Genomic DNA, 24077 nt, shown 5'->3' on the forward strand with positions numbered 1-24077 from the left:
GGAACCCCCTAAGTCCCCCTTAAAAAGGGGGATTCCGGAGGGCTCCGCCCCGGTCCCGGTCCTGCTTCCCTGAATAAACACAATCAAACTAATCAAATGAGGTGGCCCATCGTGTCTGAGGCTTACAAGAATGCCGGAGTGGATATTGCGGCCGGCAATGAAGCGGTAGAACGCATGAAGAAGCATGTGAAACGCACTTACCGTCCGGAAGTGATGACGGAACTGGGCGGATTCGGCGCACTGTTCGGCCTGAACAAAGATAAGTATGAAGAGCCGGTGCTGGTATCGGGCACCGACGGCGTGGGTACGAAGCTGAAGCTCGCTTTCGCTGCGGACCGCCATGACACGATCGGCATCGATGCCGTCGCCATGTGCGTGAACGATATTGTCGTGCAGGGCGCCGAGCCGCTGTTCTTCCTCGATTACCTGGCCTGCGACAAGGTCGTGCCGGAGAAGATTGAGGCCATTGTGGCCGGGATTGCTGAGGGCTGCCACCAGGCGGGCTGCGCGCTGATCGGCGGCGAGACTGCCGAGATGCCGGGCATGTACGCCGAAGGCGAGTATGATATTGCCGGCTTCACCGTGGGCGTGGCCGATAAGGCCAAGCTGGTTACGGGCGCCAATATCGCCGCCGGCGATGCCGTCATCGGGCTGGCCTCCAGCGGGGTGCACAGCAACGGCTTCTCGCTGGTGCGCAAGCTGCTGCTGGAAGAGGGCGGCTACAGTCTCGATGAGGTGCTGCCGGAGCTCGGCGCACCGCTTGCGGATGTGCTGCTGGCCCCGACCAAAATCTATGTCAAACCGCTGCTGGCGCTGCTGGAGCAGCTGCCGGTGAAGGGAATGGCTCATATTACCGGCGGCGGATTTATCGAGAACATTCCGCGTGTCCTGCCGGATGACGTTAATGTTGAAATCAACTACGGCTCGTGGCCGGTTCTGCCGGTCTTTGATTTGCTGCAGCGCCAGGGCAAGGTGTCCAACCGCGATATGTTCACCACCTTCAACATGGGCATCGGGCTGGTGCTGGTGGTAGCCGCCGCCGACAGCGAACGGGCGCTGGAGCTGCTGAAGGCTAGCGGTGAAGAAGTTTATCTCATCGGTGCTGTAACGGAAGGAGAGCGCAAGGTAACCTTCACGGGAGCCGAAGTGTGATGCGCAGTACACGGATCGCTGTATTTGCCTCCGGGCAGGGCAGCAATTTCAGCGCGCTTATAGAAGCGCAGCGGCAGGGGCGGCTCGGGCAGGGACGGATTGAGCTGCTGGTATCGGACCGTCCGGAAGCGCCGGTGGCACAGCGGGCGGAGGAGGCAGGCATCGCCCCTCTGCTGCTGCGGCCCAAGGATTTCGCCTCCCGTGAAGAGTATGAGGCCCGGATCGTCGCCGAGCTGCAGCGCCGGGAGATCGGATTGGTTGTGCTCGCCGGATATATGCGGCTGATTACCCCGGTGCTGCTCACGCCTTATACCGGAAGGATCATCAACGTGCATCCGTCGCTGCTTCCGGCTTTTGCCGGGAAGGACGCTATCGGCCAGGCGCTGGACTATGGTGTGAAGCTGACCGGGGTTACGGTGCATTTTGTCGACGGAGGCATGGATACCGGGCCTGTAATTGCGCAGCGCGCGGTAGCGGTGGAGCCCGGGGACACGGCGGAATCGCTTGCTGCACGGATTCACCGGGTGGAGCATGAGCTGTACCCGGAGGTCGTGCGCGCTTTTGCCGAGGGAAGAGTAGAGTTGCAGGGGAGACAGGTACGTGTACGTGGAGCAGAGAATTGAAGCAACTTCAGATAGACAAGCTCGAATTTAAGCGGACCAGTATCGGCTTTAATCGACATTTCCGGAAGTAAGCGGACAATTCCGATATTTCTCGGGAAATATTGCACAAGCGGCGGGAGACTGTCGGAATACGGAAGAACTAGGTGGATTTTCGCCGCTTATTTTGAGCAAATTTGCAGGGTAATCAGATTTAGGTGGATTTTGCCACACTAATTTGGATAGACTCAGGTCTTGCGCGCGAAATGTCAGATATTAGATGGCGATTATCCAACTAAGTGACATTGAGGGGCTATTTATCACCGAATTAGATGGCAGAAATCCAACTAGCGGCAGGCCCGTTGCAAGTGTTGTGATCCGGGCAGAAAGCTGCGGCAACGCGCTGAGAGCTTGCCGATCCGGGCCGAAAGCTAAGCCAACGCGCGCGAACTTACCGATCCGGCCAGGCCAATGGCAATGGCATAACGCTACTGCAACGCGTATCCTAAGTCCTTGGCGGCAACGGCGGCCAAAGCGGGGCGGGCTCTTACCGCGATACCTACCGCGTCACCTACCACAGTACCTGTCGCGGGCTGCCGCCAAACGGATTCATTGGCTTATCAACTTGAACTACCAATCTTGCACCATCCGAGGGGGACTATTCAAAGTGAGTATCAAAAGAGCGCTGGTCAGCGTATCGGATAAACAGGGCATCGTGGATTTTTGCCGCGAGTTGTCTGCATTGGGCGTAGAAATTATCTCCACGGGCGGTACGAGCACACTATTGGCTAAAGAAGGGGTGCCGGTCATCGGGATATCCGATGTGACAGGCTTCCCGGAAATTATGGATGGCCGCGTTAAAACGCTGCATCCTGCCGTACACAGCGGTCTCCTGGCTGTCCGCGACAACGAGGAGCACACGAAGCAGATGAGCGAGCTGGGGCTCGACTACATCGATCTGGTGGTGGTGAACCTGTACCCGTTCGCGCAGACGATTGCCAAGCCGGATGTCGCTTACGAGGAAGCCATCGAGAACATCGATATCGGCGGACCGACGATGCTGCGTTCGGCGGCGAAGAACCATGCGTTCGTCAGCGTGGTGGTCGATGCCGGCGATTATGCCCAGGTGCTGGAGGAAATCCGTGCAGAGGGCGATACAACGCTTGATACCCGCAAACGCCTTGCGGCCAAAGTCTTCCGCCATACGGCGGCTTACGATGCCCTGATCGCCGATTATCTGGCGAATGTAACCGGCGAACCGCTGCCGGAGCGCTATACGGTCACTTATGAGAAGATCCAGGACCTGCGCTACGGCGAGAATCCGCACCAGAAGGCGGCGTTCTACCGCAAGCCGCTGGCCGCGTCTGACACGCTGACCGCAGCTGAGCAGCTGCACGGCAAGGAGCTGTCTTACAACAATATCAATGATGCCAACGCGGCGCTGCAGATCGTCAAGGAGTTCGAAGAGCCGGCGGTCGTGGCCGTTAAGCACATGAATCCTTGCGGTGTGGGCGTAGGCGAGAGCGTATATGAAGCCTATCAAAAAGCGTACAACGCCGACCCGACCTCCATCTTCGGCGGCATTGTCGCAGCCAACCGGATCATTGACCAGGATACGGCCAATCTGCTGAAGGATATTTTCCTGGAAATCGTACTTGCTCCGGGCTTCACAGACGAAGCGCTGGAGATCCTGACGAAGAAGAAGAATATCCGCCTGCTGAAAATCGGCCAGCTCAGCGCTGCCGGAGCGCGGAAGAGCAGCTTCGTGGTTACCTCCATTGAAGGCGGCATGGTCGTGCAGGAGAGCGACGTGCACTCCGTCAACGCTGAGGACTTGCAGGTTGTCACTGACCGCAAGCCGAGCGAAGAAGAGCTGAAGCAGCTGCTCTTCGGCTGGAAGGTTGTGAAGCATGTGAAATCCAATGCCATCGTGCTGGCAGCGGACGATATGACCGTCGGCGTCGGCGCCGGCCAGATGAACCGCGTCGGTGCGGCGAAGATTGCGATTGAACAAGCCGGAGAGAAAGCAAAAGGCGCTGTGCTGGCCTCCGACGCGTTCTTTCCGATGGGCGATACGCTGGAGCTGGCGGCAAAGGCCGGTATTACTGCGGTCATTCAGCCGGGCGGCTCGATCAAGGACGAGGAATCCATTAAGGTAGCCAACGAATACGGCATCGCCATGGTCTTCACCGGCGTCCGCCACTTTAAGCACTAGGAGGCCTGCCAACAGATGGATATTCTAGTAGTAGGCGGCGGCGGCCGGGAGCATGCGATCATCTGGAGCCTCTCCCGCAGCCCCAAAGCTGGTAAAATCTACTGCGCACCCGGCAATGCCGGGATTGCGCAGCTGGCGGAATGCGTGCCGATCGGCGTGTTTGAGTTCGATAAGCTGGCCGCTTTTGCCAAAGAACGTGAAATAGGCCTGGTGGTTATCGGACCTGATGATCCGCTGGCTGCAGGTATCGTCGATGTGCTGGAGGCCGAAGGGCTGAAGGTGTTCGGACCGCGTAAGAATGCGGCGGAGATCGAGGGCAGCAAGACGTTTATGAAGGATCTGCTGCATAAATACAATATCCCTACAGCCGCATATGAGAAGTTCAGCGACTATGACACCGCCCTGGCTTACTTGCAGGCCCAGTCTGTGCCGATCGTCATCAAGGCGGACGGGCTGGCTGCAGGCAAAGGTGTAACCGTTGCGTATAGCCGGGAGGAAGCAGAGCAGGCGCTGCGTGACATCATGGTAACCAGAGTGTTCGGCGAAGCCGGAGCGCAGGTGGTTATCGAGGAGTTCCTGGCCGGCCAGGAAATGTCGATTCTTGCTTTTGTCGACGGTGAGACGGTGCGGCCAATGGCGGCGGCGCAGGACCATAAGCCGGTCTTCGATGGCGATAAGGGGCCAAATACCGGCGGGATGGGCACCTATTCGCCGCTGCCGCATATTGCGGACTCCATCATCCGCGAAGCGGTGGTGACGATCATTGAGCCGACCGCCAAAGCGATGGTGGCCGAAGGGCGGCCGTTCCGCGGCGTATTGTTCGCCGGTCTGATGATCTCGCCGGACGGCAAGCCGAAGACCATTGAGTTCAACGCCCGCTTCGGCGATCCGGAGACGCAGGTCGTGCTGCCGCGGCTGAAGAGCGATTTGCTGGAGATTTTCCTGGCTGTCACCGAAGGCCGGCTGGACCGGGCCGATATCGAGTGGAGCGACGAAGCCGCTGTATGTGTCGTATTAGCCTCCGGAGGCTATCCCGGAGCATATCCGACGGGCGTTCCCATCTCGGGGCTGGAGGAGAACGGCGAAGCGCTGGTGTTCCATGCCGGGACAGCGCGCGGAGCGGACGGGAGCTATGTTACCAGCGGAGGACGCGTGCTTGGAGTCGTCGGCAGAGGTGCGAACATTGCCGAAGCGCGGCAGGCGGCATACCGGCAGGCGGAGACCATTACTTTTGCAGGAAAACAGAACCGCAGCGATATCGCCATGAAAGCCTTAATCTGAGCAAAAAGGACTGTATTCTTGCATTTTTTTACGCTATTGGTCCCAAAAAGGACTGACAAGCGATAACAGAAGTGCTATAATACAACTCGTACGGGGGAAAAAGTTCGGATATATACAGATAAAGGTCTTCCTTTCAAGGGAGACCTTTTTAAATTCATTCTCATGTTGTATAGTACCAAAGTAGCGATACGCTTACGCGGATGGCTAGCCAGAGATTTAAGGGGGAATTATTGTTGAGTAAGGTTGGAAGAAATGACTTGTGCCCATGCGGAAGCGGGAAAAAATATAAAAGATGCTGCCTTGACAAAGAATCCTCGGCGGTTGAATCGATACTGCGGCTCGTAACAACGGAAGATGCGGCAGCCTTCAATATTGCGGCAGAAGATTCCGGCATGCGTCCCGCTCCTGCGGAGCCTGTCCTTCGTCCAGATCGCAAGCTTACCCTGCCTACGCTGAAGAAGATGGTTACCAAGGAAATGGACTGGGAGCATCCCGCCCATGAGCAGCTGGCTATGGAACTTATCGAGCGCATGCGCGACCAATATGACCGTGAGCTGATTTATGAAGGGCTCGTGCTGTGGAACGGCTATTCCCGGCAGAGCAAGCCTGCGGTGAAGAAGACAGGCTCGTTCTGCGCGGCGATCGAATATATACTGTCTGAAACTTACGGCTTCATGTTGTCGCAGACCGAATTGGCCGACAAATATGAAGTGACGGCGGCGACGATTTCCCGCAAAGTGAAAGAAATGCTGAATTATGTGGAAGAATACGGTCTCGGCGGCGAAGCCGATGAAATTGCGCTTGTGAAGCGGACGGATCTATCTCCGCAGCAGAAGGCGCAGGAGCTGCTGTATATGGCGGCAGAGGCCGCACCGAAGCGGAGGGTCCAATTGGCCAAGACGGCGCTCAGCCTCTACCCGGACCATCCGGACGCTTACCTGGTGCTGGCGGAAGAAGCCGACAGCGAGCAGGAAGCCCGAGCTTACCTGAAGGAAGGGATCACCGCCGGGCAGCGTGAGCTTGGAGAGCTATATTTTTCCGAGAACAAAGGACATTTCTGGCTGATGAGCGAGACGCGGCCTTATATCCGCGTATGCAAAAGCTATGCCGATTCCTGCTGGTTCGGCGGGGATATGGATGAAGCGGCGAAGATGCTGGAGCATATTCTCGAGTACAATCCTGACGATAACACGGGTGCGCGCTATATGTTGGCGGCGGTGTATTTATACAGCAACAAGCTGAGTGCGGCAGACAAGCTGCTGAAGAAGTACAAGGAGGATGCAGCGGCAACGTTCGCCTACGACCGGATGATTCTGGAGTACAAGAAGAATGGCCTGACCACCCAGCTCAAAATGCTCTTCCGCGTGGCACGCGGCGTCAACAAGCACGTCCCAGACTATCTGCTCGGCGTGAAGCGTCTCCCGAACAACCTGCCCGATTTCATCGGCACAGGCGACCCTAACGAAGCCGTTGAGTATGTGATTACGCATTCGCGCCTTTGGGCCAGCGTTCCCGAATTGCTGAAATGGATGCTGAAGCAGTAAAATATGGAGTGCAAGTAAGACATAGAGACAGTTGTAGAGATCACAGCAGATGATGCTGTGATCTCTTTTATGTTCACATATAACCTTACATAGAGTCCGCAAATATTTAGTATTCAAGCCGAAAAAGGGGGCAGAAGCAGACTTTTCATAGGAAAAGGTTTGCTTAGTTGCAGGAATTGCTGAAAATACCTGACACGGTCACAGTATTTTCACAGCTCGATGTAAAACGCTAAAGGGTTAAAGCGATATTTTGCAGAAATAAGTCGAAATCAGGTGAGGCTCTCGGACCAGAGGGCCGTGCTGGCGATATTTGAATTTGAAGGCGGGAGTTAGGGTGGCAAGTAAACAGCAGAAAACAGGGGATATGGAGCAGGGCGGTTCGCCTAAGCACCCGGCGGCGGGATCGGCGCCAATCTCCGGTGGGGGACAGCAAGAGAAGGCACGGGCCGGGGTATGGCGGTCATTGCGCTCAAAGTATAGCAGCATGGGCATCCGCGGCAGGCTTTTTTTGTCGGTGGTATTGTCGGTGGTCGTAATTTTTGTCATTGTAGCCGCAGTCATTTACAACAATGCGAAGCAGATTATTGTGGAGGACCTCAACCGTTCCCTATCCTATGAGAAGGGCGAGATTAACGCGACGGTCCGCGAGCTGCTGCAGCCGGCCATTGACAGTGTGGAGCTGCTGAACGCAAATGCGTATGTGCGCGATTATATCGGGCGGGTGGAAACCGCCGATGCGGCCCGGTCGACCGAGGGGTACAGTGAACTGATCCGGACGCTTAATCTCATGAAGGACAGCAATAAGAATCTGCTGAATGTGTATGTGGGACTGGAAAGCACAGGCAAGCTGATTACCCAGGACGAATTCGAGCCGCCGGCTGATTTCAAGCTGAAGGAGCGCGGCTGGTACGCGGGTACGGCCCGGAATAAGCGACTCACGATAACCGATCCTTATATTGATGCCGGTACAGGCAAAATGGTGGTCAGCGTAAGCACGCCGATTCTGGATGACTCCGGCAGTCTTCTTGGGGTGGCGAGTGCAGATATCTCTACGGAGCAGATCACGGAGGCGCTGAGTTCTTTTCATTATAACGGCAGCGGCTTTGCGATTCTGATCGACAAGAAGGGGACATTCATTTACCATCCGAATCCGGACAACATTCTGCTGCAGACGATGGATGATCTTGGCGAAGACTGGAAGGCGCTTGGCGGCAAAATGACACAATGGGGCGAAAAGGTATACCAGACCGGCATTGACGGGACTTCCAGCTATGTGTCTTATGCTCCAGCGGTTAATAACCAGTGGTCCGTAGCGCTGATTGTGCCCGCCAAGGATGCGGAGAAGGAATTACAGAAGTTTGAGCTGATCTTCTTGTTGTCCATAGTGATTTCCGTAGTGCTGCTGTCTGCGCTTCTGTATTTCGTCTCCGGAAATATTCTGAAGCCGGTTCCGGTATTGACGGCGGCCTTCCGGGGAGCTATGGCCGGTGACTTGTCGGTGCGGGCGCAGGTGAAGGCCAAAGGAGAGATGGGCCTCCTGGCGCAGGGCTTCAATGAGATGATTGCCACGCAGCAGAGTCTGATCCGTGACATTAAGCAGAGCTCGGGGCGCATTTCGGGAGCGGTAAGCAATACGGAAGCCAATCTGGCGCAGCTTGACGGCAACATTGCCGACATTTCGGCCATTACGGAGGAGCTGTCGGCCGGTATGCAGCAGACGGCGGCCTCAATGGAGGAAATGAACGCCGGTACCACCGAATTTGAGCATGCGATCCAGGGCGTCGCCCGCAGGGCCCAGGAGGGCGCCGGGGCGGCCCGCCAGATCAATGAACGGGCCGGGCGGCTGAAGGAGGCTGCGGTCTTCTCGCGGCAGCAGGCCGATGAGCTGTACGGCCGCAGCGAAGAGAGGCTGCGCAGCGCCATCTCCCAGTCGGCATCGATTGCGCAGATTCAGGCGCTCACCGGCGCGATTCTGGAGATTGCCGCCCAGACCAATCTGCTGTCGCTGAACGCTTCAATTGAAGCGGCTAGAGCCGGAGAGGCGGGCCGCGGCTTCGCCGTTGTGGCCGAAGAGATCCGCAAGCTGGCCGACAGCTCGCGCGAGACCGCCGCGGAGATCCAGGAGGTTACTGCCGCCGTCGTCGCGGCGGTGAGCGGACTGGTGGAGGGCGCCGAGGGCATCCTGCGCTTTATTGACGGCCAGGTTCGGCCGGATTATGACGCCATGCAGCGGACCGGGGAGCAGTATAGCGAGGACGCGAAGTATGTCGACGAGCTGGTGACGGACTTCAGCAGGGCTTCGGAGCAGCTGCTGGCATCGATCCAAAGCATGCTGACGGCCATCAGCGAGACGAGCAGTGCCGCGAACGAAGGAGCGGAAGGGGCGGGCTTTATTGCCGCCCAAGTCGAGAGCATTATCGCCAAATCCGGCGGTGTCGTTGCCGAGATGGAGGAGATTAAGGCCAGCTCGGCGCAGCTGCAGCAGGCGGTCTCGCGGTTCAAGGCATAAATCCTTTGCTTGGCCTGCGGTCCGGGCGGCGTCTGCCGCCCGGGCCGTTTGTTTGAGCGTATAGAAAATAATACCGGGGTCCCCGCAAAGTACCTGAACCGGCTTCATGCACAGCCCCACTTAATGGGGTTATTTAGATGTTATAGGATAAACATGTGTTTTTTCTGTATGGGGCCGGATAGTGATCCCAGTAAGGGTATGGATAACTAACCGCTGCTCCTCCCCGGACTTAAGGATTGCCGCCAGTGCAGTAGAATGTTTGACAGTCAGCTTAGCTCTAACTAATTGGAAAATCGCCACTTCATTTCACCGGTGCTTAGAGACCTCGACCGTGGAGCACAGGAAGTGCTGCTTGGTGTCGTTGACGGTTTGCCTGGCTTTGGAGACAAGGATGTGAAGGTAAAGTCAAACAAGATGTTTGAAGAACGATATCTCACACAGCCAGCTGGATAACTCTTGGTGGGGGAGGTCTCTCCCACCAAGAAAACCAACTAACCGATGTCCCGGAAGAATACTTTTACGCTCTTACACAAACTTCTTGAAGCTACATTACTGCGCCAAATATATGCAAAAAATCGAATACAATGTGCTGCTGCGTGGGTTACCGCCAAATATATGCGAAAAATCGAATACAATGTGCTGCTACGAGGGTTACTGAGCCAAATATATGCGAAAAATCGAATACAATGTGCTGCTCCGTGGGGTGCTGAGCCCAATATATGCGAAAAATCGAATACAATGTGCTGCTCCGTGGGGTGCTGAGCCAAATATATGCGAAAAATCGAATACAATGTGCTGCTCCGTGGGGTGCTGAGCCAAATATATGCGAAAAATCGAATACAATGTGCTGCTACGTGGGTTACTGAGCCAAATATATACGAAAAATCGAATACAATGTGCTGCTGCGAGGGTAAATGGGGCCAAATGTATACGAAAAATCCGAAAATCGAACTAGTACATGAGAAGGACAAAGCTTGATAAAATCGCCCCGGAAGAGTATGTTACTAGAAGCAGAAGTGATTAGATAGGGACAGTGAGGCGAAGAAATCATGAGAGAAGGCGAAGACCGGATCGTAGGAATGGAAGATATCGTACGCGCGCATCATGTGCTGCGCGAGGTGATTGTCCGCACCCCGCTCCAGCTGGATGCGGTGCTGTCGGCCAAATACGGCTGCAGCGTATATTTGAAACGCGAGGACCTGCAGATTGTCCGCTCCTTCAAGATCCGCGGCGCTTATAATATGATCCGCAGCTTATCCGAGGAAGACCGGGCGAAGGGCATTGTCTGCGCCAGCGCGGGCAACCATGCCCAAGGCGTGGCCTATTCCTGCAAGACGCTGGGCATCAAAGGCAAGGTCTACATGCCGAGCACCACCCCGAATCAAAAGGTGAAGCAGGTGCGCCGCTTCGGCGGAGAATTCGTCGAGGTGATTCTGAAGGGCGATACGTTCGACGACGCCTATGACGAGGCGCTGCAGGCCTGCATCGACCACGGCATGACGCTGATTCATCCGTTCGACGAGCCGCGCATCATCGCTGGCAACGGTACGATTGCGATGGAGGTAATGGAGAGCCTGGACAAGCCGGCGGACTTTATATTCGTGACCATCGGCGGCGGCGGACTGGCGGCGGGGGTCGCTACGTATGTGAAGACGGTGAGCCCGGCAACCAGGGTCATCGGCGTGGAGCCGCTGGGCGCTGCCTCCATGAGCGAGGCGATTCAGCTCGGCCAGGTGGTGACGCTGAAGGAGATCGACAAGTTTGTGGATGGAGCTGCCGTGAAGCGTGTCGGCGGATTGACCTACGATATATGTGCACGGCACCTGGACGATGTAGTGAAGGTGCCGGAAGGCAAAGCCTGCACGACGATTCTGGAGATGTACAACGAGAACGCAATTGTCGTCGAGCCGGCCGGATCGCTGCCGATCGCGGCGCTGGAGCAGTACAAGGATCAGATCCGCGGCAAGACCGTGGTCTGCATTGTCAGCGGGGGCAACAACGATATTGACCGGATGCAGGAGATCAAGGAACGGTCGCTGGTCTATGAAGGCCTGAAGCATTACTTCCTGGTCAATTTCCCGCAGCGTGCCGGTGCCTTGCGTGAGTTCCTGGCCGAAGTGCTCGGTCCTGACGACGATATCACCCGTTTCGAATACACGAAGAAGAATGACAAAGAGAACGGCCCGGCGCTGGTCGGCATTGAGCTGCTGCATAAGGAAGACTACCTGCCGCTGATCGAACGTATGCAGCAGAAGGGCGTTGACTACACAGAGATCAACAAGGACCTCAATTTGTTTAACATGCTGATTTAATAAGCCTATAAAATAGCTCCATTCAACACAAATGCCCGCCCCGTATAAGGGGGCGGGCATTTGACCGTCTACGAGAGAGGCGCGTGCTCTTTCCGGTAGGCTTCTATGCTGTCATCCAGCTTATAGCCGTTCTCCTTTAGCAGCTTCATGAAACCGTCCAGCTTCTGCAGGAAAGGGCTGTTCTCTTTGCCGTTCTTGGCCAGCAGGCCGCTGTAAGCCTTTTGGGCCTCCAGGTCCATCTCCCCGTTCACGTAATGAAACAGCGGGGAATTATTCTGGCCGTAAAAAGTATTGGACTCATAGGCGTTGTACAGCGCCTTAACGGCCCCCGCACGGTTAGACTTCGGATAGCTCCGGACAAACTGCTCGCTGGACAAGGCTCTTGCGGCAACCTCACTCCAGGCGATAACAAGTCCGTTGTCCCTGGAGGCAGGTAGGTCGGATTCGGTCGACATGATCGTAATATAATCGCGGATATCGTCCATAACATATGCCTTGTATTTGCGGTAAGCCGCATAGTCGATGACTGGAAAATAAGTGCCTTCCGCTGTTTCCAGCTTATACCCGTGCTCGCCGGCGCTGCTGAGCAGCGCGCGTACGGCTGCGTTCTTGGTGCCGGCGGCAAGCTCTGCCATGCTGCTTCCAGCCTTGTATACGGACTCCAGTTCCCGCTGGACGGCCTTGGCGGCGAAGCGCGACTCCCAGGCAGGCAGCGCTGCTGTGTGCAGATTCTCCAGCTTCAGTGACAGCAGGGTCGCCTGGTAGCTGGTGACGGCATACATGTTGGCGTTAAGGTAACGGATGGCTTGGGGCAGCTTGGCGGAATCAGCCAGCAGCGGCAGTGCCGCCTTGTAGACGGCTGTAGCGTGGCTGTTGTCCGCCGCCGTGCTTGTCCCGGCCGGAAGACCGGCGCCATGCACCGGAGCCGGTGCGGCTATTCCGGCTGGCAGCCCGAGCGCTATGACCATTGCGGCGTATAATAGGCGGTGCTTCTTCATGATGGACCTCCCGTTCTTATCGAGACCAGAAAATTGGCTGCTTAGGATCTGAGAAAAATGAATTTCAGGCTGATTCCGCCGGCCAGACCCAGCACCAGACTGACCCAGGGCGAAACCGTGATGACAGGAAACAGGCTGTCGAGAAAAGCGCCGGCAAAAATGACGGCAACGGCAATTGCAATATAGACGGCGAGCCCCTTCAGGTCAAAGCCCTTGCGGACCGGGGTGTCACCCTCGGACAAAGAGCCCAGCCATTTCAGCAAAAGCTGGATGAGGACGATGGAGCCGCCGCCGACCGCAATCAGCGAGAAGACGCTGACCCGGCTGAACATATCAGAGGAGCTGCCGGCCCATTCCAGAAGGAGTCCGCAGATTCCCAGTACGGCGAACATGCAGCTTAGCGCCGCCACCGGAACCATCAGGTAGAAGTTCAGCTTACTGCGGACGCGCCGTGCCGGAGCACCGGCAACAGTCTCCTTGAAATACTCCTCGGGATGCTCTCCGAATACCTGCTTGGCGTTCCGGCCCTTGCTCTGCTCCTTCAGCATCAGTTCGGTCGCTTCCAGCAGCAATTCCTCCGTCCGTACCCGGTCCAGGCGGCTATCCCGCAGGCTGAGAATCATATCTTCCACATAAGAGCGGTTAGAAGGCGTCAGCTGCTCGCGCAGCAGATTATTTTGCTTAATCATATCTTTAACTTTCATAATGTTGGATATTTACCTCCAAATGCTGTTGATCGGCCTGCCTCTATCCTAAAGTATACGTTTGCCCGGGCGCATAGTGCAAGGACATCCCTGCCCTCTGCCGGTTCTTTAGTGAATAATCCCTATGGAAGAGTGAACACTGATAAGGGGATGGATTACACCCGAATACCAGCTTGAAGAAAGGCGGGAAACGTCATGGCAGAAGGGCAAAAGCAGGGAGCGCCGAAGTATGGGACAATCGGCTCCGAAGCGGCCGGTGAAGTGGTAGACTGGGGGAATTCCGACGGCTTCAGCCTTTGGGATGCCGCAGTGGATGCCGAGAACGGCTTAGAGGGTTGGGAAGGCAGACAAGAAACCCACGATATGTTTCATAACAGCTACGATTGAGTGCCGGCATTTGGGGCCTTCTTCCTCAGACGAGAAAGGAAGGCCCTTTTCTTTCTGTCTAGGAGGCCGGAAAGGCTGGTCCAGGTTGACATTCGGACGGCAGGATATATAATAAAGTTATAAAGCATACTAATTTAATCGGAATTATTGAAAATGGTATTTAATGATATCCTGGGGAGGATAAGGCAATGGAGCGGAATATTATCATCCGGCATAACGGGGAAGAATTAACGGCGAGCATACATTATCCGTGCAAGGACAAGAGCGGCGGCACCGGGCGCTGCAAAGACCGGGTGCCCCTTGCGGTGATCTGCCACGGCTTTGTCGGCAGCCGCATCGGCGTGGACCGTATCTTCGTTAAAGCGGCCCGCGAGCTGGCCCAAGACGGCTATATGGTGGTCCGCTTCGATTATGCGGGCTGCGGCGAGAGCAGCGGAGATTACGGCAGTGAGGGCATCGAGTCCATGATTGCCCAGACCCGTGCGGTGCTCGATTACGGCCTTGGCTCCGCAGATGTTGATCCCCAGCGGGTTACGCTGATCGGGCACAGTCTCGGCGGAGCGGTGGCGCTGCTGACCGCTGTCCGCGACCGCCGGGTGAAGAATCTGGTGCTGTGGGCAGCGGTAGGCTATCCGTTCAACGACATCGTCAAGATCGTCGGCCGCGACGTCTATGACCGCTCGGTTACGAGCGGCTCGGCCGATTACGCCGGATATAATTTCACGCCCGTCTACTTCAACTCCCTGGCCGCCTTCCAGCCCTTCCAGGAGGCCGGCAAATTTGCCGGCGATGTGCTGGTGGTACACGGAACCTCGGACGAGATCATTCCGGTGGATTATGCCTTCCTGTACCAGAAGCTGTTCTGGACACGGCCGGAAGGCCGCTGCGACAAGGAAATCATCTTCCAGGCGGATCATACCTTCTCTTCGGGCCCGGCGCAGGAGCAGGTGCTGAAACGGACCAGAGAGTGGATGAACCAGCAGGAGCATCTGCAGCAGGAATGGCAGAACTGGATGATTTAAGCGGTTGTCCGCACTCGCAATAACCCGGCATAAAGGTTAAAATAAAGAGGCAGACCATAAACTGGGTTATGGAGGTTGGCACCCGATGAAATTACCGGCATTTTTTATTGCGCACGGCTCCCCTCTCCTGGCTCTTGAGGATAACGAATATACCCGTTTCCTGGAGCGGCTGGGGTCTGATTTGGGAGCGCTCCGCGGTATTGTGGTCTTCTCGGCGCACTGGGACAGTCCCGAGCAGCTGGTTACCGTGGATGGACAGCATGAGACGTTGCATGATTTCTATGGATTTCCGGACGAGATTTACTCGCTGACCTATCCGGCCCCGGGCGACCCCGCGCTCAGTGCGCGTATCTCCGAACTGTTCAAGAGCAACAACCTTCCCCATCAGCCTGTGCTTGGCCGGGGACTCGATCATGGCGTGTGGGTCATTCTGAAGAAAATGTTCCCTGACGCCGATATCCCGGTGGTGGCCTTATCTGTTGATTCTCTGCGCTCTCCCGCAGAGCAATACGAGATCGGACGCATGCTGGCTCCGCTGCGTGAAGAAGGCATCCTGATTATCAGCAGCGGCGGTCTGGTGCACAATCTGCGGCTCTTGCGCCAGGACGATCAGCCGGAGCAGTGGGCGATCGACTTCGACGCCTGGATTGCCGCCGGCCTGGAGGCGTGGGATTTGCCCTCGCTATTCGCCTATCAGAAGAAAGCGCCGCATGCGCGTGAGGCGGTCCCTTCCTATGGAAGAGAACATTTTGTCCCGCTATTCTATGTGATGGGCACGGCCGATGAAGGCCGGCGGGCGCAGCGCATGATTCAGGCATACCAGTACGGGACGCTGAGTCTGAACTGCTGGATGGTATACTAATCTAATCGCTCATACGTGAAACGCAGGGTACAGCCGATAATAAGGCTGTACCCTGTTTTATTGTGCGGGGAATAAACAGGCCACGACAAAGGCTTGCGTTCTGTGATTAAATGGAAGAAGCAGGGCGTAGCCTCATGCGATGAATCCTCAATGCAAAGCTGTCGGATATGCTGCTTAACCATGCTATGAATGCCTGAATGCCTGAAGCATGATGGCTAAACGTGGCGGCTGAACGTGATAGGTGGAATCATTGCATTAAATACACTTATTGAAATGCACAATTTACAGCACATATATTCACACGCGTACGCATTGACAGTGTACAGTCACAGCACGCATCCAACAGTAAGATATTACAGTCTGCATTGACTACGCATATTCACAAAAACACTCATAGCACCATGCAGATTCCCTCAGTAGGATACACCCTTTACCCTAACAATAGGAGGAATACCATGATGTCCATGAACCGTCACCATTCCCGGCTGCTTACCGGGCTTGTACTTACCGCCGTGCTGCTGAGCGCCTGCAGCGGCGGCGACAATGCCGCTCCGGTGCTGGCGCCAGCGTCGGTGCCGCCCGCCGCATCCGCGGAGCCTGCTCCCGAAGCGACGCCTGCGGCGACCGCCGATCCGGCGCTCGGCCCCGTCAGTGGCCTGACCGGCCTGCCGGTTCAGGGCGCACTGCCCCGCCCGCTCGCCGTCATGATCAACAACGCGCCTGCCGCGCGGCCGCAGTCCGGGGTCAGCGAGGCGGATGTGCTCTATGAGGTGCTGGCCGAAGGCGGCATCACCCGGCTGATCGGCATCTTCCAGAGCCAGTCCGGCGTGGTCAAGATCGGCCCGATCCGCAGCATCCGCCCCTATCTGATCGACCTCGGCGAGAGCTTCGGGGCGGTTACGGTGCATGCCGGCGGCAGTCCGGCCGCCTATGCGATTCTGCAGAGCCAGCGCAAGGACGACCTGGACGAGATCGGCAACGCCGGCGCGTATTTCTGGCGGGACAAGGAGCGCAAGGCCCCGCATAATCTGTACAGCAACGACGCCAAGCTGCGCGAGGGGGCGGACAAGCTGGGCTATGCGGACAGCACGGAGGTTCCGCAGTTCAATTTTGCCGATCCGGACTATATTCCGCTGGAGGGCGAGCCGGCGGCAGCGTTCGGCGTCCAGTTCCTGCTCCAGAGCTACACGGTCGGTTATACATACGATGAAGGAAAGCGTACCTACGCCCGCTCGGTCAACGCCAAGCCGCATCTGGATCTGAACAACGGCAATCCGGTGGAAGCGGCGAACGTGATGGTGCTGGGGACGGAGCACAAGGTGCTCGACGATGTCGGCAGGCTGTCGATCGATGTCGAGCTGGGCGGTGAGGCTATGCTGTTCCAGCGGGGTAATAAAATAGAAGGCCGCTGGTCGCGGCAGCCCGGCGACATGATCCGCTTCGTCAAGGCAGACGGGACAGAGGCGCAAATGTATCCGGGTGTGACACATATTCTGATTGTTCCGGTCAGCCCGTCGTTCGCAAGCCATGTCGAAGTGACCCTGCCGGCGAGTTCGACCTGATGCGACAAAAATGGCGAATCAGAGAAATATTTTCGCTATTCGCGGGAAATGTTAATATCGGGTAAAAAAGTTGCTCTTTTTACTTCTATCCCTCTGACGGTTGTGATAAGATAACAAGGGTTGTCATTCATTTTCATTCTTCTTACATGATCATGATGGATGGCTTCTTCTTTCACGGCAATTTTATGAAAAGGGGTTTTACACTCATGAAGTTGAAAAAAAAGGACATTTTCTTCGAGACGCTCGAGAACATGGCCGATACCATTGTCCAGGCGGCGGATTATTTTGCGCAAAATATCACGACCCTTGGCAATAATGTTGAAGAATTTGCCGCAACGATGAAGAAATACGAATCCCAATGCGACACCTTCACGCATACCGTCATCAAGGAGCTGAACAAGACGTTCATCACTCCGCTCGAACGCGACGACATTATGGATCTGATCACCAGCATGGATGATGTCATCGACGGTCTGGAAGCCTCCGCCTCCCGTTTCTATATGTACAACCTGCATGAATCGGACGAGTACATCGCCCAGTTCGCCGAAATTCTGCGCCAATCGGCCTATGAGATTCAAAAAGCCGTGCATCTGCTCTCGCAGAAGAAGCTGCTGGCGATCCGCGAGTACACGATCCGTCTGAACGACCTGGAGAACCAGGGAGACGAAGTGCTGCGTATCTGCACCAAGCACCTGTTCGAAACCGTAACCGACCCGATCGAGCTGATTAAGCGTAAGGAACTGTACGAACGGCTTGAGACGACCACGGACAAATGTGAAGACGTGGCCAACATGCTGGAATCGATCATTATGCGCAACTCATAAGGAGCCCGGATATGGAAACATCACTTTTAGTACTAGGGCTTGTTGTCTTTCTCGCGCTGGCGTTCGACTTCATCAACGGGTTCCATGACACGGCCAATGCCATTGCCACTTCCGTCTCCACCCGGGCGCTGAAGCCGCGCACAGCCATTCTGCTGGCGGCAACGATGAACTTTGTCGGGGCGCTGATGTTCACCGGCGTAGCCAAGAAGATCGGCGGCAGCATTACCGATCCGACACTGCTCGACAATGGTATCGATATTGTCATCGTTACCCTGGTCGCCGCTATTATCTGGAATCTCATCACCTGGTGGCTGGGTATCCCGTCTTCGTCCTCGCATGCACTCATCGGCGCCCTTGCCGGAGCGGTATATGTCGGGGCAGGCACCGAGCACATCAAATGGAGCGGGTTCATCGAAATCGTCGAAGGGCTGATTTTCTCCCCGCTGATTGCCTTTGTTATCGGTTATATCGTCATGACCATTCTGAAATGGGTCTTCGCCAGACGCAGTCCGCATACGGTGAACAAGGGCTTCCGCTCGATGCAGGTCATCACGGCGGCGCTGCAATCCTTCACGCACGGCACGAACGATGCCCAGAAAGCAATGGGGATTATCACCTTTGCGCTGGTCACTTCGGGACGCCTCGATACGATGGAGGTTCCGCTGTGGGTTAAGATCGCTGCGGCGACAGCCATGGCGCTGGGTACCTCGATCGGCGGCTGGAAGATTATCAAGACGATGGGCACCAAGATTTTCAAGATCGAACCGATCAACGGCTTCGCTGCGGATATCTCTGCCGCTTCCGTTATCTTCTCAGCAACGCTGCTGCATCTGCCGGTAAGTACAACCCATGCCATTACCTCGGCCATTCTGGGTGTAGGGTCAGCCAAGCGCTTCTCTGCCGTCAAATGGGGAGTAGCCGGACGGATTGTCATCACCTGGTTCATTACGATTCCGATCAGCGCAGTGCTTGCGGGTCTTATCTTCAAGATTTTCTACTAAGAGAATAGCAGATCATTGATTAAGATGTCAGGAAAGCCGGGATGGCTTTAAGGACATCTTTTTTTGTTGCCTATTTTTCAAGAGAGGAATGTCACAAAAGATAACAGAAATTTGATAAAAATCATTAATCACAGCAAAAAGAAAATGAAATACATCACGTTTTGAAAAGAAAATGACATGAGATTTTAGAATTCGGCGTAGGATCATGTAGGATTTCGTAGGGACTACAGTAAGGTGTCTCTTAAGTGTTACGTTAGCTGACAGAATCGTCCGGGCGATGCAGAAGGCAAACGCTATTGGCAAAGGAGGCCTGTCGTTGATCGACTTTCATGAGGTAGACAAACATTACGGACATTTCCATGTGCTGAAGAACATCAATCTGCATGTGCAGGAGGGGGAAGTGGTTGTCGTGGTCGGTCCTTCCGGCTCCGGCAAAAGCACGATGCTCCGCTGCATTAACCGGCTGGAGACCATAACGAGCGGCGGGCTGGTGGTGGACGGCATCACCGTCAACGAACGCAAGACGGACATCAATAAGCTGCGCAAGGAAATCGGCATGGTGTTCCAGCATTTCAATCTGTATCCGCACAAAAGAGTCATCGACAATATCACCCTTGCCCCGATCAAGGTGCTGGGCTTGTCCAAAGCGGAAGCGGAGAAGACGGCGATGTATTTCCTGGAGAAGGTCGGGATTGCCGACAAAGCCCAGGCGTACCCGTCCCAGCTCTCCGGCGGACAGCAGCAGCGGGTAGCGATAGCCCGGGGGCTGGCGATGAAGCCGAGAATTATGCTCTTCGATGAGCCGACGTCGGCGCTCGATCCCGAGATGGTCGGGGAAGTGCTCGATGTCATGCGCACCTTGGCCCGCGAAGGGATGACGATGGTGGTCGTGACCCATGAAATGGGCTTCGCCCGCGAGGTCGCCGACCGGGTGATCTTCATGGACCAGGGGCAGATCGTGGAGGAAGCGGAGCCGGAGCAATTCTTCGCCAGCCCTCAGGAAGAACGGACGCGTACGTTTCTCAGCCGTGTGTTAAGCCATTAAACCATAGATAGGAATAGGGGAGGAAGCGAAATGAACAAGTCCAAGAAGAGCTTCAAATGGTTAGGCGCACTGGTTCTGGCCGCCATGCTGGTGATCTCCGGCTGCGGCAACAACAATGCGGGCGGCAAAAACGCTGCTGCCGGGGGCAACAATGCCGCAGCAAGCGGTGATTCGGAAGCCATTGCGAAGATCAAGGAACGCGGCAAGCTGCTGGTCGGCGTGAAGTACGACACCCGCCTGTTCGGACTGAAGGACCCGGCCTCCGGCAATGTCGAAGGCTTCGACATCGACATCTCCAAGGCGATCGCCAAGCATATCCTCGGTGACGAGAACGCCATTGAGCTGAAGGAAGTGACCTCGAAGACCCGGATTCCGATGCTGAACAACGGGGAGATCGATATGGTTGTCGCCACGATGACCATCACCGAAGATCGCAAGAAGGAAGTCGACTTCTCCGATGTGTACTTCCAGGCCGGACAATCGCTGCTGGTGAAGAAGGGCAGCCCGATCAAGGGGCTGGAGGATGTCACGAAGGATACGAAGATTCTGGGCTCCAAGGGCGCGACCTCGATCAAAAATATTAAAGAGAAGGTGCCGGGTGTCACCGTGCTGGAGTTCGACAACTATCAGGACGCCTTCAGCGCGCTGAAGGCCGGCCAGGGCGACGCGCTCACCACCGACGACGCAATTCTCTACGGGATGGCTTCGCAGGACCCGGATTTTGAAGTTGTAGGCGAGCCGTTTACCGATGAGCCATACGGCATCGCGATCCAGAAGGGCAACAGCGATGTTGTTCAGGCCGTGAATGATACACTGGCTGAACTGAAGGAGAGCGGCGACTACGATGCGATCTACACCAAGTGGATCGGCAAGGCGCCGGCGAAGTAAGGATTACAATGAGGCAAGGATTGCTTAATGGATCAGGGATTCATGATGAAGTAAGGGTTGCGCTGTAAAGCGCAATAGACTCGGCTTGGACCAAAGGTGCGTACGAAGCGGTTAGCATACACAGATCTGGGGACAACCGCAGCCGGAGGTCCAAACCATTCAGCTTAGTTTAAACTCATTACAAGTGTATGACGGGGTCCCCGCAAAGTACCTGAATCGGCATCCAGTGAATGGCTTCACTTTGTGGGATGAATTTTGTGGGACATAGGAGCGACGAAAGGATGGAAGGGGGATGTCCGCCGGCCATCCTTTCGTGCATGTACAGAGGCGGGCAAGTGCAGGCCGCAACTTATTTTTGAAGTCAAAGGGTAGGTGATGATGACGATGGAGTTTTCTATTCTTACCGATTATTTCAGCCTATATATGGAAGGGTTTCGCGGAACAGTGATCTCAAGCGTGCTGGCATTACTCGGCAGCTTCCTGATCGGAGCGGTCATCGCGGTCTTCCGGATCACACCGGTGCGGGGGCTGCGCTGGTTCGGGACGGGATATGTGGAGTTCGTCCGCAATCTTCCGCTGCTGCTGGTGGTGTATGTCTTTTATTACGGCCCGTCCGCGCTCGGCTTTACCCTGGACGGCTTCACGGCTGGAACCATCGGGCTGGCGGTCTACACCTCAGCCTTTATCGCCGAAGCTATCCGCGCCGGAATTATGGCAATCCCGAAAGGGCAGACGGAGGCGGCACGCTCGTCTGGACTCAGCTACATCCAAACCATGCTGCATGTCATTCTGCCGCAGGCCATCAAGCTGGTCATTCCGCCGCTCGGCAACCAGTTCATTAACCTGATTAAGAACTCCTCGGTGCTGACCATCGTCGCCGGGCTGGATCTGATGTACTTTGCCGACAGCATCTCCACGGAAACGTACCGGACCTTTGATACCTATATCTTCGTTGCTTTGTTCTATCTGGTTCTGACCCTGCCGCTTAGCTACGGTGTGCGGGTGTGGGAAAGACGGTTGCAGCGGAAATATTAAGACGGGTGCAGCTGATATGGCTGGATGCTCGATATTTAATGTTCGGATAGCGGCTCGTGGCTGGATCGCAGCTGCGTGCCCGATAGTCACTTAGGAGGGATAGTATGGATTTTGCCGGCGCATATTCGGCCGATCATCTTAAATTTCTGCTGGATGGATTGTACGTGACACTGATTGTAGCGTCAGTATCAATTGTTCTCAGCTTCGTCATCGGCTGTGTGATTGGGGTTGTCCGTTACGCGAAGATGCCTGTGCTGTCGCCGGTGCTGCTCGTGCTGGTGGAGCTGATCCGCAACCTGCCGCTGCTGCTGATTATTTTCTTTATCCGCTTTGCATTGCCGGAGATCGGAATCCGCATGGGACTTACGACTGCGGCCATTGTCGCCCTGACCATCTTCGAGGCCGCGATGATAGCGGAGATCGTGCGCGGAGGACTGGCTTCCGTCGACAAAGGACAGATCGAGGCCGCCCGCTCCTCCGGCCTGAGCAGCTTTCAGACGCTGTGGCACATTGTATTGCCCCAAGGCCTGCGCCGTATGGTGCCGCCGCTGGTCAGCCAGTTCATCTCACTGTTAAAGGATACGTCGCTTGCGGTGGTGATTTCATTGCCGGAACTGATGCACAATGCCGGAATCGTCATCGGCCAGGGCTACAGCTATGCCATTCCGACACTGCTTCTCGTTGCTGTGATCTATTTCGCCGTTAACTTCCTGCTCTCGCTGGTATCCAGAAGACTGGAGACGAAGACGGTCTGAGCCGGGCGGCAAAAACGTGCCGGAAGCCGTATCAAAGCCGAAAAGGTTATGGTAGTATAGTTGACAACATCTCTGGGCAGGAGCAGTGGGCGATGTTACATTCTATACTGAAATCCAGAACCCTGCAGGTTCTAATCGTTGCTCTGGGGACGGCAGTGGCGGGCGAATTCAAGATTAATCCGTTCGACGGCGATATTTTCCGGATCGCGCTGGGGAGCAGCGCCTTTCTGCTGTTCCTGCTGCTGATGCGCAGACTTCCTTACATCACGACAGGTGTAGTCACCGGAATTGTCGTCTTGCTGTTCCGTACGGGAATGGATGCCGTCTTCCGCAGCGGGATTCCGCTGGGCGAAAGCTTCACCAGCCATGTGTCGGCCATGATCTATTACATTGTGTTTGCCGGGCTGATGAATCTGCTGAAGAGCCGGCTGGATACGTATCATCCGCTGGTGCTCGGCGGCGCCGCAGCCGTCATTGATCTGATATCCAACGAAATGGAGCTGCTGACCCGGCTGATTGTGCTCGATTCGGCCACCTTCCGGCTGAACGAGTGGACCTACCTGATGGCGATCGCCGTGCTGCGCACGTATTTTACCACTGGGGTGTACAGCAGCATCTCCGTCAGCCAGCTGCGGATCTCACAGCGCGAACAGAACCGGCGGATCGAGCAGATGCTCGGCTTCGGCTCCGGGCTGTACGGTGAAGTCTTTTATCTGAAGAAATCCATCGGGACGCTGGAGCAGGTGACGCTAAAGAGCTACGAGCTGTACCGCAGCCTGAAGGAAGAGGACGGGCAGCCTGAACGCAGCCGCCAGGTGCTGGACATTACCCAGCAAATCCATGAGGTCAAGAAGGACTCGCAGCGTATCCTGGCCGGTCTGCTCAAGCTGGTCGAGCGTGAAGTGACGGGGGATATGCCGCTCTCGGGAATTCTGCGCTTCACGGTTAAGAGCAACGCGGAGTACGCCGAAATGCTCGGCAAACAGATTCAGTTCCAGCTGCATCTTACCACGGACTATCCCACGGCCAGCTACATCCCTCTGCTAACTCTGCTCAACAATCTGACCGCCAACGCGGTGGAAGCGATCAAGGCTTCCGGCAGCATTCACCTCGATGCTTATGAGAAAGAGGAGCACACGGTATTCACCGTTACGGACAGCGGCGGAGGGATCAAAGAACGGGACCGTGACCTGCTGTTCGAGCCCGGTTTTACAACGAAATTCAATGAAGAAGGCGTGGCGGCGACGGGGATCGGCCTCTCGCATGTGCGCGACATCGTAGACGCCCTGGGAGGGCGGATTACCGTGGGGACGGCGATCCATACCGGAGGGGCGATGTTTCAGATCAGTGTGCCGACGGCCACGCTGCGGAAGGAGGAATAG

21 protein-coding genes are annotated in these 24077 nt (G+C 55.9%); 18 read left to right on the forward strand and 3 right to left on the reverse strand.

Translation table 11 applies throughout. From position 1 onward, the window contains the following. Positions 1-111: 111 nt before the first annotated feature. The 7 genes from purM (at position 112) to ilvA (ending at position 11612) form a co-directional block, all read left to right on the forward strand. A complete protein-coding gene (gene purM / locus F1381_RS20390) occupies positions 112-1152 on the forward strand; it encodes a phosphoribosylformylglycinamidine cyclo-ligase (protein ID WP_151736693.1) in 1041 nt (346 codons plus the stop codon). Next, on the forward strand, positions 1152-1775 hold the full coding sequence (gene purN, locus F1381_RS20395; protein ID WP_151736694.1) for a phosphoribosylglycinamide formyltransferase: 624 nt from the start codon (positions 1152-1154) through the stop codon (positions 1773-1775). Before purM ends, purN begins: the two co-directional genes overlap by 1 nt. A 643-nt stretch (positions 1776-2418) precedes the next feature. Continuing rightward, positions 2419-3966 carry a bifunctional phosphoribosylaminoimidazolecarboxamide formyltransferase/IMP cyclohydrolase gene (gene purH, locus F1381_RS20400; RefSeq protein ID WP_151736695.1) on the forward strand — a complete coding sequence of 516 codons (1548 nt, stop codon included), beginning with the start codon at positions 2419-2421 and terminating at the stop codon, positions 3964-3966. Between the two features lie 15 nt (positions 3967-3981). Continuing rightward, the gene (gene purD, locus F1381_RS20405; protein ID WP_151736696.1) at positions 3982-5247 is read left to right on the forward strand and encodes a phosphoribosylamine--glycine ligase; all 1266 of its coding nucleotides are present in this window, start codon (positions 3982-3984) and stop codon (positions 5245-5247) included. A 233-nt stretch (positions 5248-5480) separates the two neighbouring features. Then, a complete protein-coding gene (locus F1381_RS20410) occupies positions 5481-6791 on the forward strand; it encodes an SEC-C metal-binding domain-containing protein (RefSeq protein ID WP_151736697.1) in 1311 nt (436 codons plus the stop codon). A gap of 334 nt (positions 6792-7125) precedes the next feature. Then, the gene (locus F1381_RS20415; protein ID WP_151736698.1) at positions 7126-9300 is read left to right on the forward strand and encodes a methyl-accepting chemotaxis protein; all 2175 of its coding nucleotides are present in this window, start codon (positions 7126-7128) and stop codon (positions 9298-9300) included. Between the two features lie 1049 nt (positions 9301-10349). After that, on the forward strand, positions 10350-11612 hold the full coding sequence (gene ilvA, locus F1381_RS20420) for a threonine ammonia-lyase IlvA (protein WP_151736699.1): 1263 nt from the start codon (positions 10350-10352) through the stop codon (positions 11610-11612). Positions 11613-11680: 68 nt separating this feature from the next. Here the strand turns inward: ilvA and F1381_RS20425 are convergent, their stop codons facing one another. Both F1381_RS20425 and F1381_RS20430 read right to left on the reverse strand, forming a co-directional pair. Beyond that, a complete protein-coding gene (locus F1381_RS20425; protein WP_151736700.1) occupies positions 11681-12610 on the reverse strand; it encodes a hypothetical protein in 930 nt (309 codons plus the stop codon). Positions 12611-12651: 41 nt separating this feature from the next. Further along, the gene (locus F1381_RS20430) at positions 12652-13299 is read right to left on the reverse strand and encodes a DUF1129 family protein (protein WP_187355473.1); all 648 of its coding nucleotides are present in this window, start codon (positions 13297-13299) and stop codon (positions 12652-12654) included. Between the two features lie 210 nt (positions 13300-13509). On the opposite strand from F1381_RS20430, the gene F1381_RS20435 reads away from it, so the two are divergent. The 4 genes from F1381_RS20435 to F1381_RS20450 all read left to right on the forward strand — a co-directional run bounded on the left by F1381_RS20435 (position 13510) and on the right by F1381_RS20450 (position 17147). After that, entirely contained in the window at positions 13510-13701 is a 192-nt protein-coding gene (locus F1381_RS20435; RefSeq protein WP_151736702.1) for a hypothetical protein, read from the forward strand. Positions 13702-13889: 188 nt separating this feature from the next. Continuing rightward, positions 13890-14723, forward strand: a complete 834-nt coding sequence (locus F1381_RS20440; protein WP_151736703.1) for an alpha/beta hydrolase family protein — start codon at positions 13890-13892, stop codon at positions 14721-14723. Positions 14724-14808: 85 nt separating this feature from the next. Next, entirely contained in the window at positions 14809-15585 is a 777-nt protein-coding gene (locus F1381_RS20445) for a DODA-type extradiol aromatic ring-opening family dioxygenase (RefSeq protein ID WP_151736704.1), read from the forward strand. Between the two features lie 458 nt (positions 15586-16043). Further along, a complete protein-coding gene (locus tag F1381_RS20450; RefSeq protein ID WP_151736851.1) occupies positions 16044-17147 on the forward strand; it encodes a DUF3048 domain-containing protein in 1104 nt (367 codons plus the stop codon). A gap of 35 nt (positions 17148-17182) precedes the next feature. Here the strand turns inward: F1381_RS20450 and F1381_RS28600 are convergent, their stop codons facing one another. Continuing rightward, the gene (locus tag F1381_RS28600; RefSeq protein ID WP_222850465.1) at positions 17183-17323 is read right to left on the reverse strand and encodes a hypothetical protein; all 141 of its coding nucleotides are present in this window, start codon (positions 17321-17323) and stop codon (positions 17183-17185) included. 30 nt (positions 17324-17353) lie between these two features. On the opposite strand from F1381_RS28600, the gene F1381_RS20455 reads away from it, so the two are divergent. The 7 genes from F1381_RS20455 to F1381_RS20485 all read left to right on the forward strand — a co-directional run bounded on the left by F1381_RS20455 (position 17354) and on the right by F1381_RS20485 (position 24077). Next, positions 17354-17971, forward strand: coding sequence for a DUF47 domain-containing protein (locus tag F1381_RS20455; protein ID WP_151736705.1), 618 nt, complete (start codon positions 17354-17356; stop codon positions 17969-17971). A gap of 11 nt (positions 17972-17982) precedes the next feature. Further along, the gene (locus F1381_RS20460) at positions 17983-18972 is read left to right on the forward strand and encodes an inorganic phosphate transporter (protein ID WP_151736706.1); all 990 of its coding nucleotides are present in this window, start codon (positions 17983-17985) and stop codon (positions 18970-18972) included. Between the two features lie 316 nt (positions 18973-19288). Then, positions 19289-20017: an amino acid ABC transporter ATP-binding protein gene (locus F1381_RS20465; RefSeq protein ID WP_151736707.1), complete on the forward strand. Its 729-nt coding sequence runs from the start codon at positions 19289-19291 to the stop codon at positions 20015-20017. 30 nt (positions 20018-20047) lie between these two features. Continuing rightward, positions 20048-20905 carry a glutamate ABC transporter substrate-binding protein gene (locus F1381_RS20470; RefSeq protein ID WP_246188127.1) on the forward strand — a complete coding sequence of 286 codons (858 nt, stop codon included), beginning with the start codon at positions 20048-20050 and terminating at the stop codon, positions 20903-20905. Between the two features lie 384 nt (positions 20906-21289). Beyond that, on the forward strand, positions 21290-21940 hold the full coding sequence (locus tag F1381_RS20475) for an amino acid ABC transporter permease (RefSeq protein ID WP_151736708.1): 651 nt from the start codon (positions 21290-21292) through the stop codon (positions 21938-21940). Positions 21941-22044: 104 nt separating this feature from the next. Beyond that, a complete protein-coding gene (locus F1381_RS20480; RefSeq protein WP_151736709.1) occupies positions 22045-22695 on the forward strand; it encodes an amino acid ABC transporter permease in 651 nt (216 codons plus the stop codon). Positions 22696-22787: 92 nt separating this feature from the next. After that, complete coding sequence (locus tag F1381_RS20485; RefSeq protein WP_151736710.1) at positions 22788-24077, forward strand: ATP-binding protein; 1290 nt, start codon at positions 22788-22790, stop codon at positions 24075-24077.

This window comes from Paenibacillus tengchongensis, from assembly GCF_008973665.1.
In the GTDB taxonomy this organism is placed as follows: domain Bacteria; phylum Bacillota; class Bacilli; order Paenibacillales; family Paenibacillaceae; genus Paenibacillus_AQ; species Paenibacillus_AQ tengchongensis.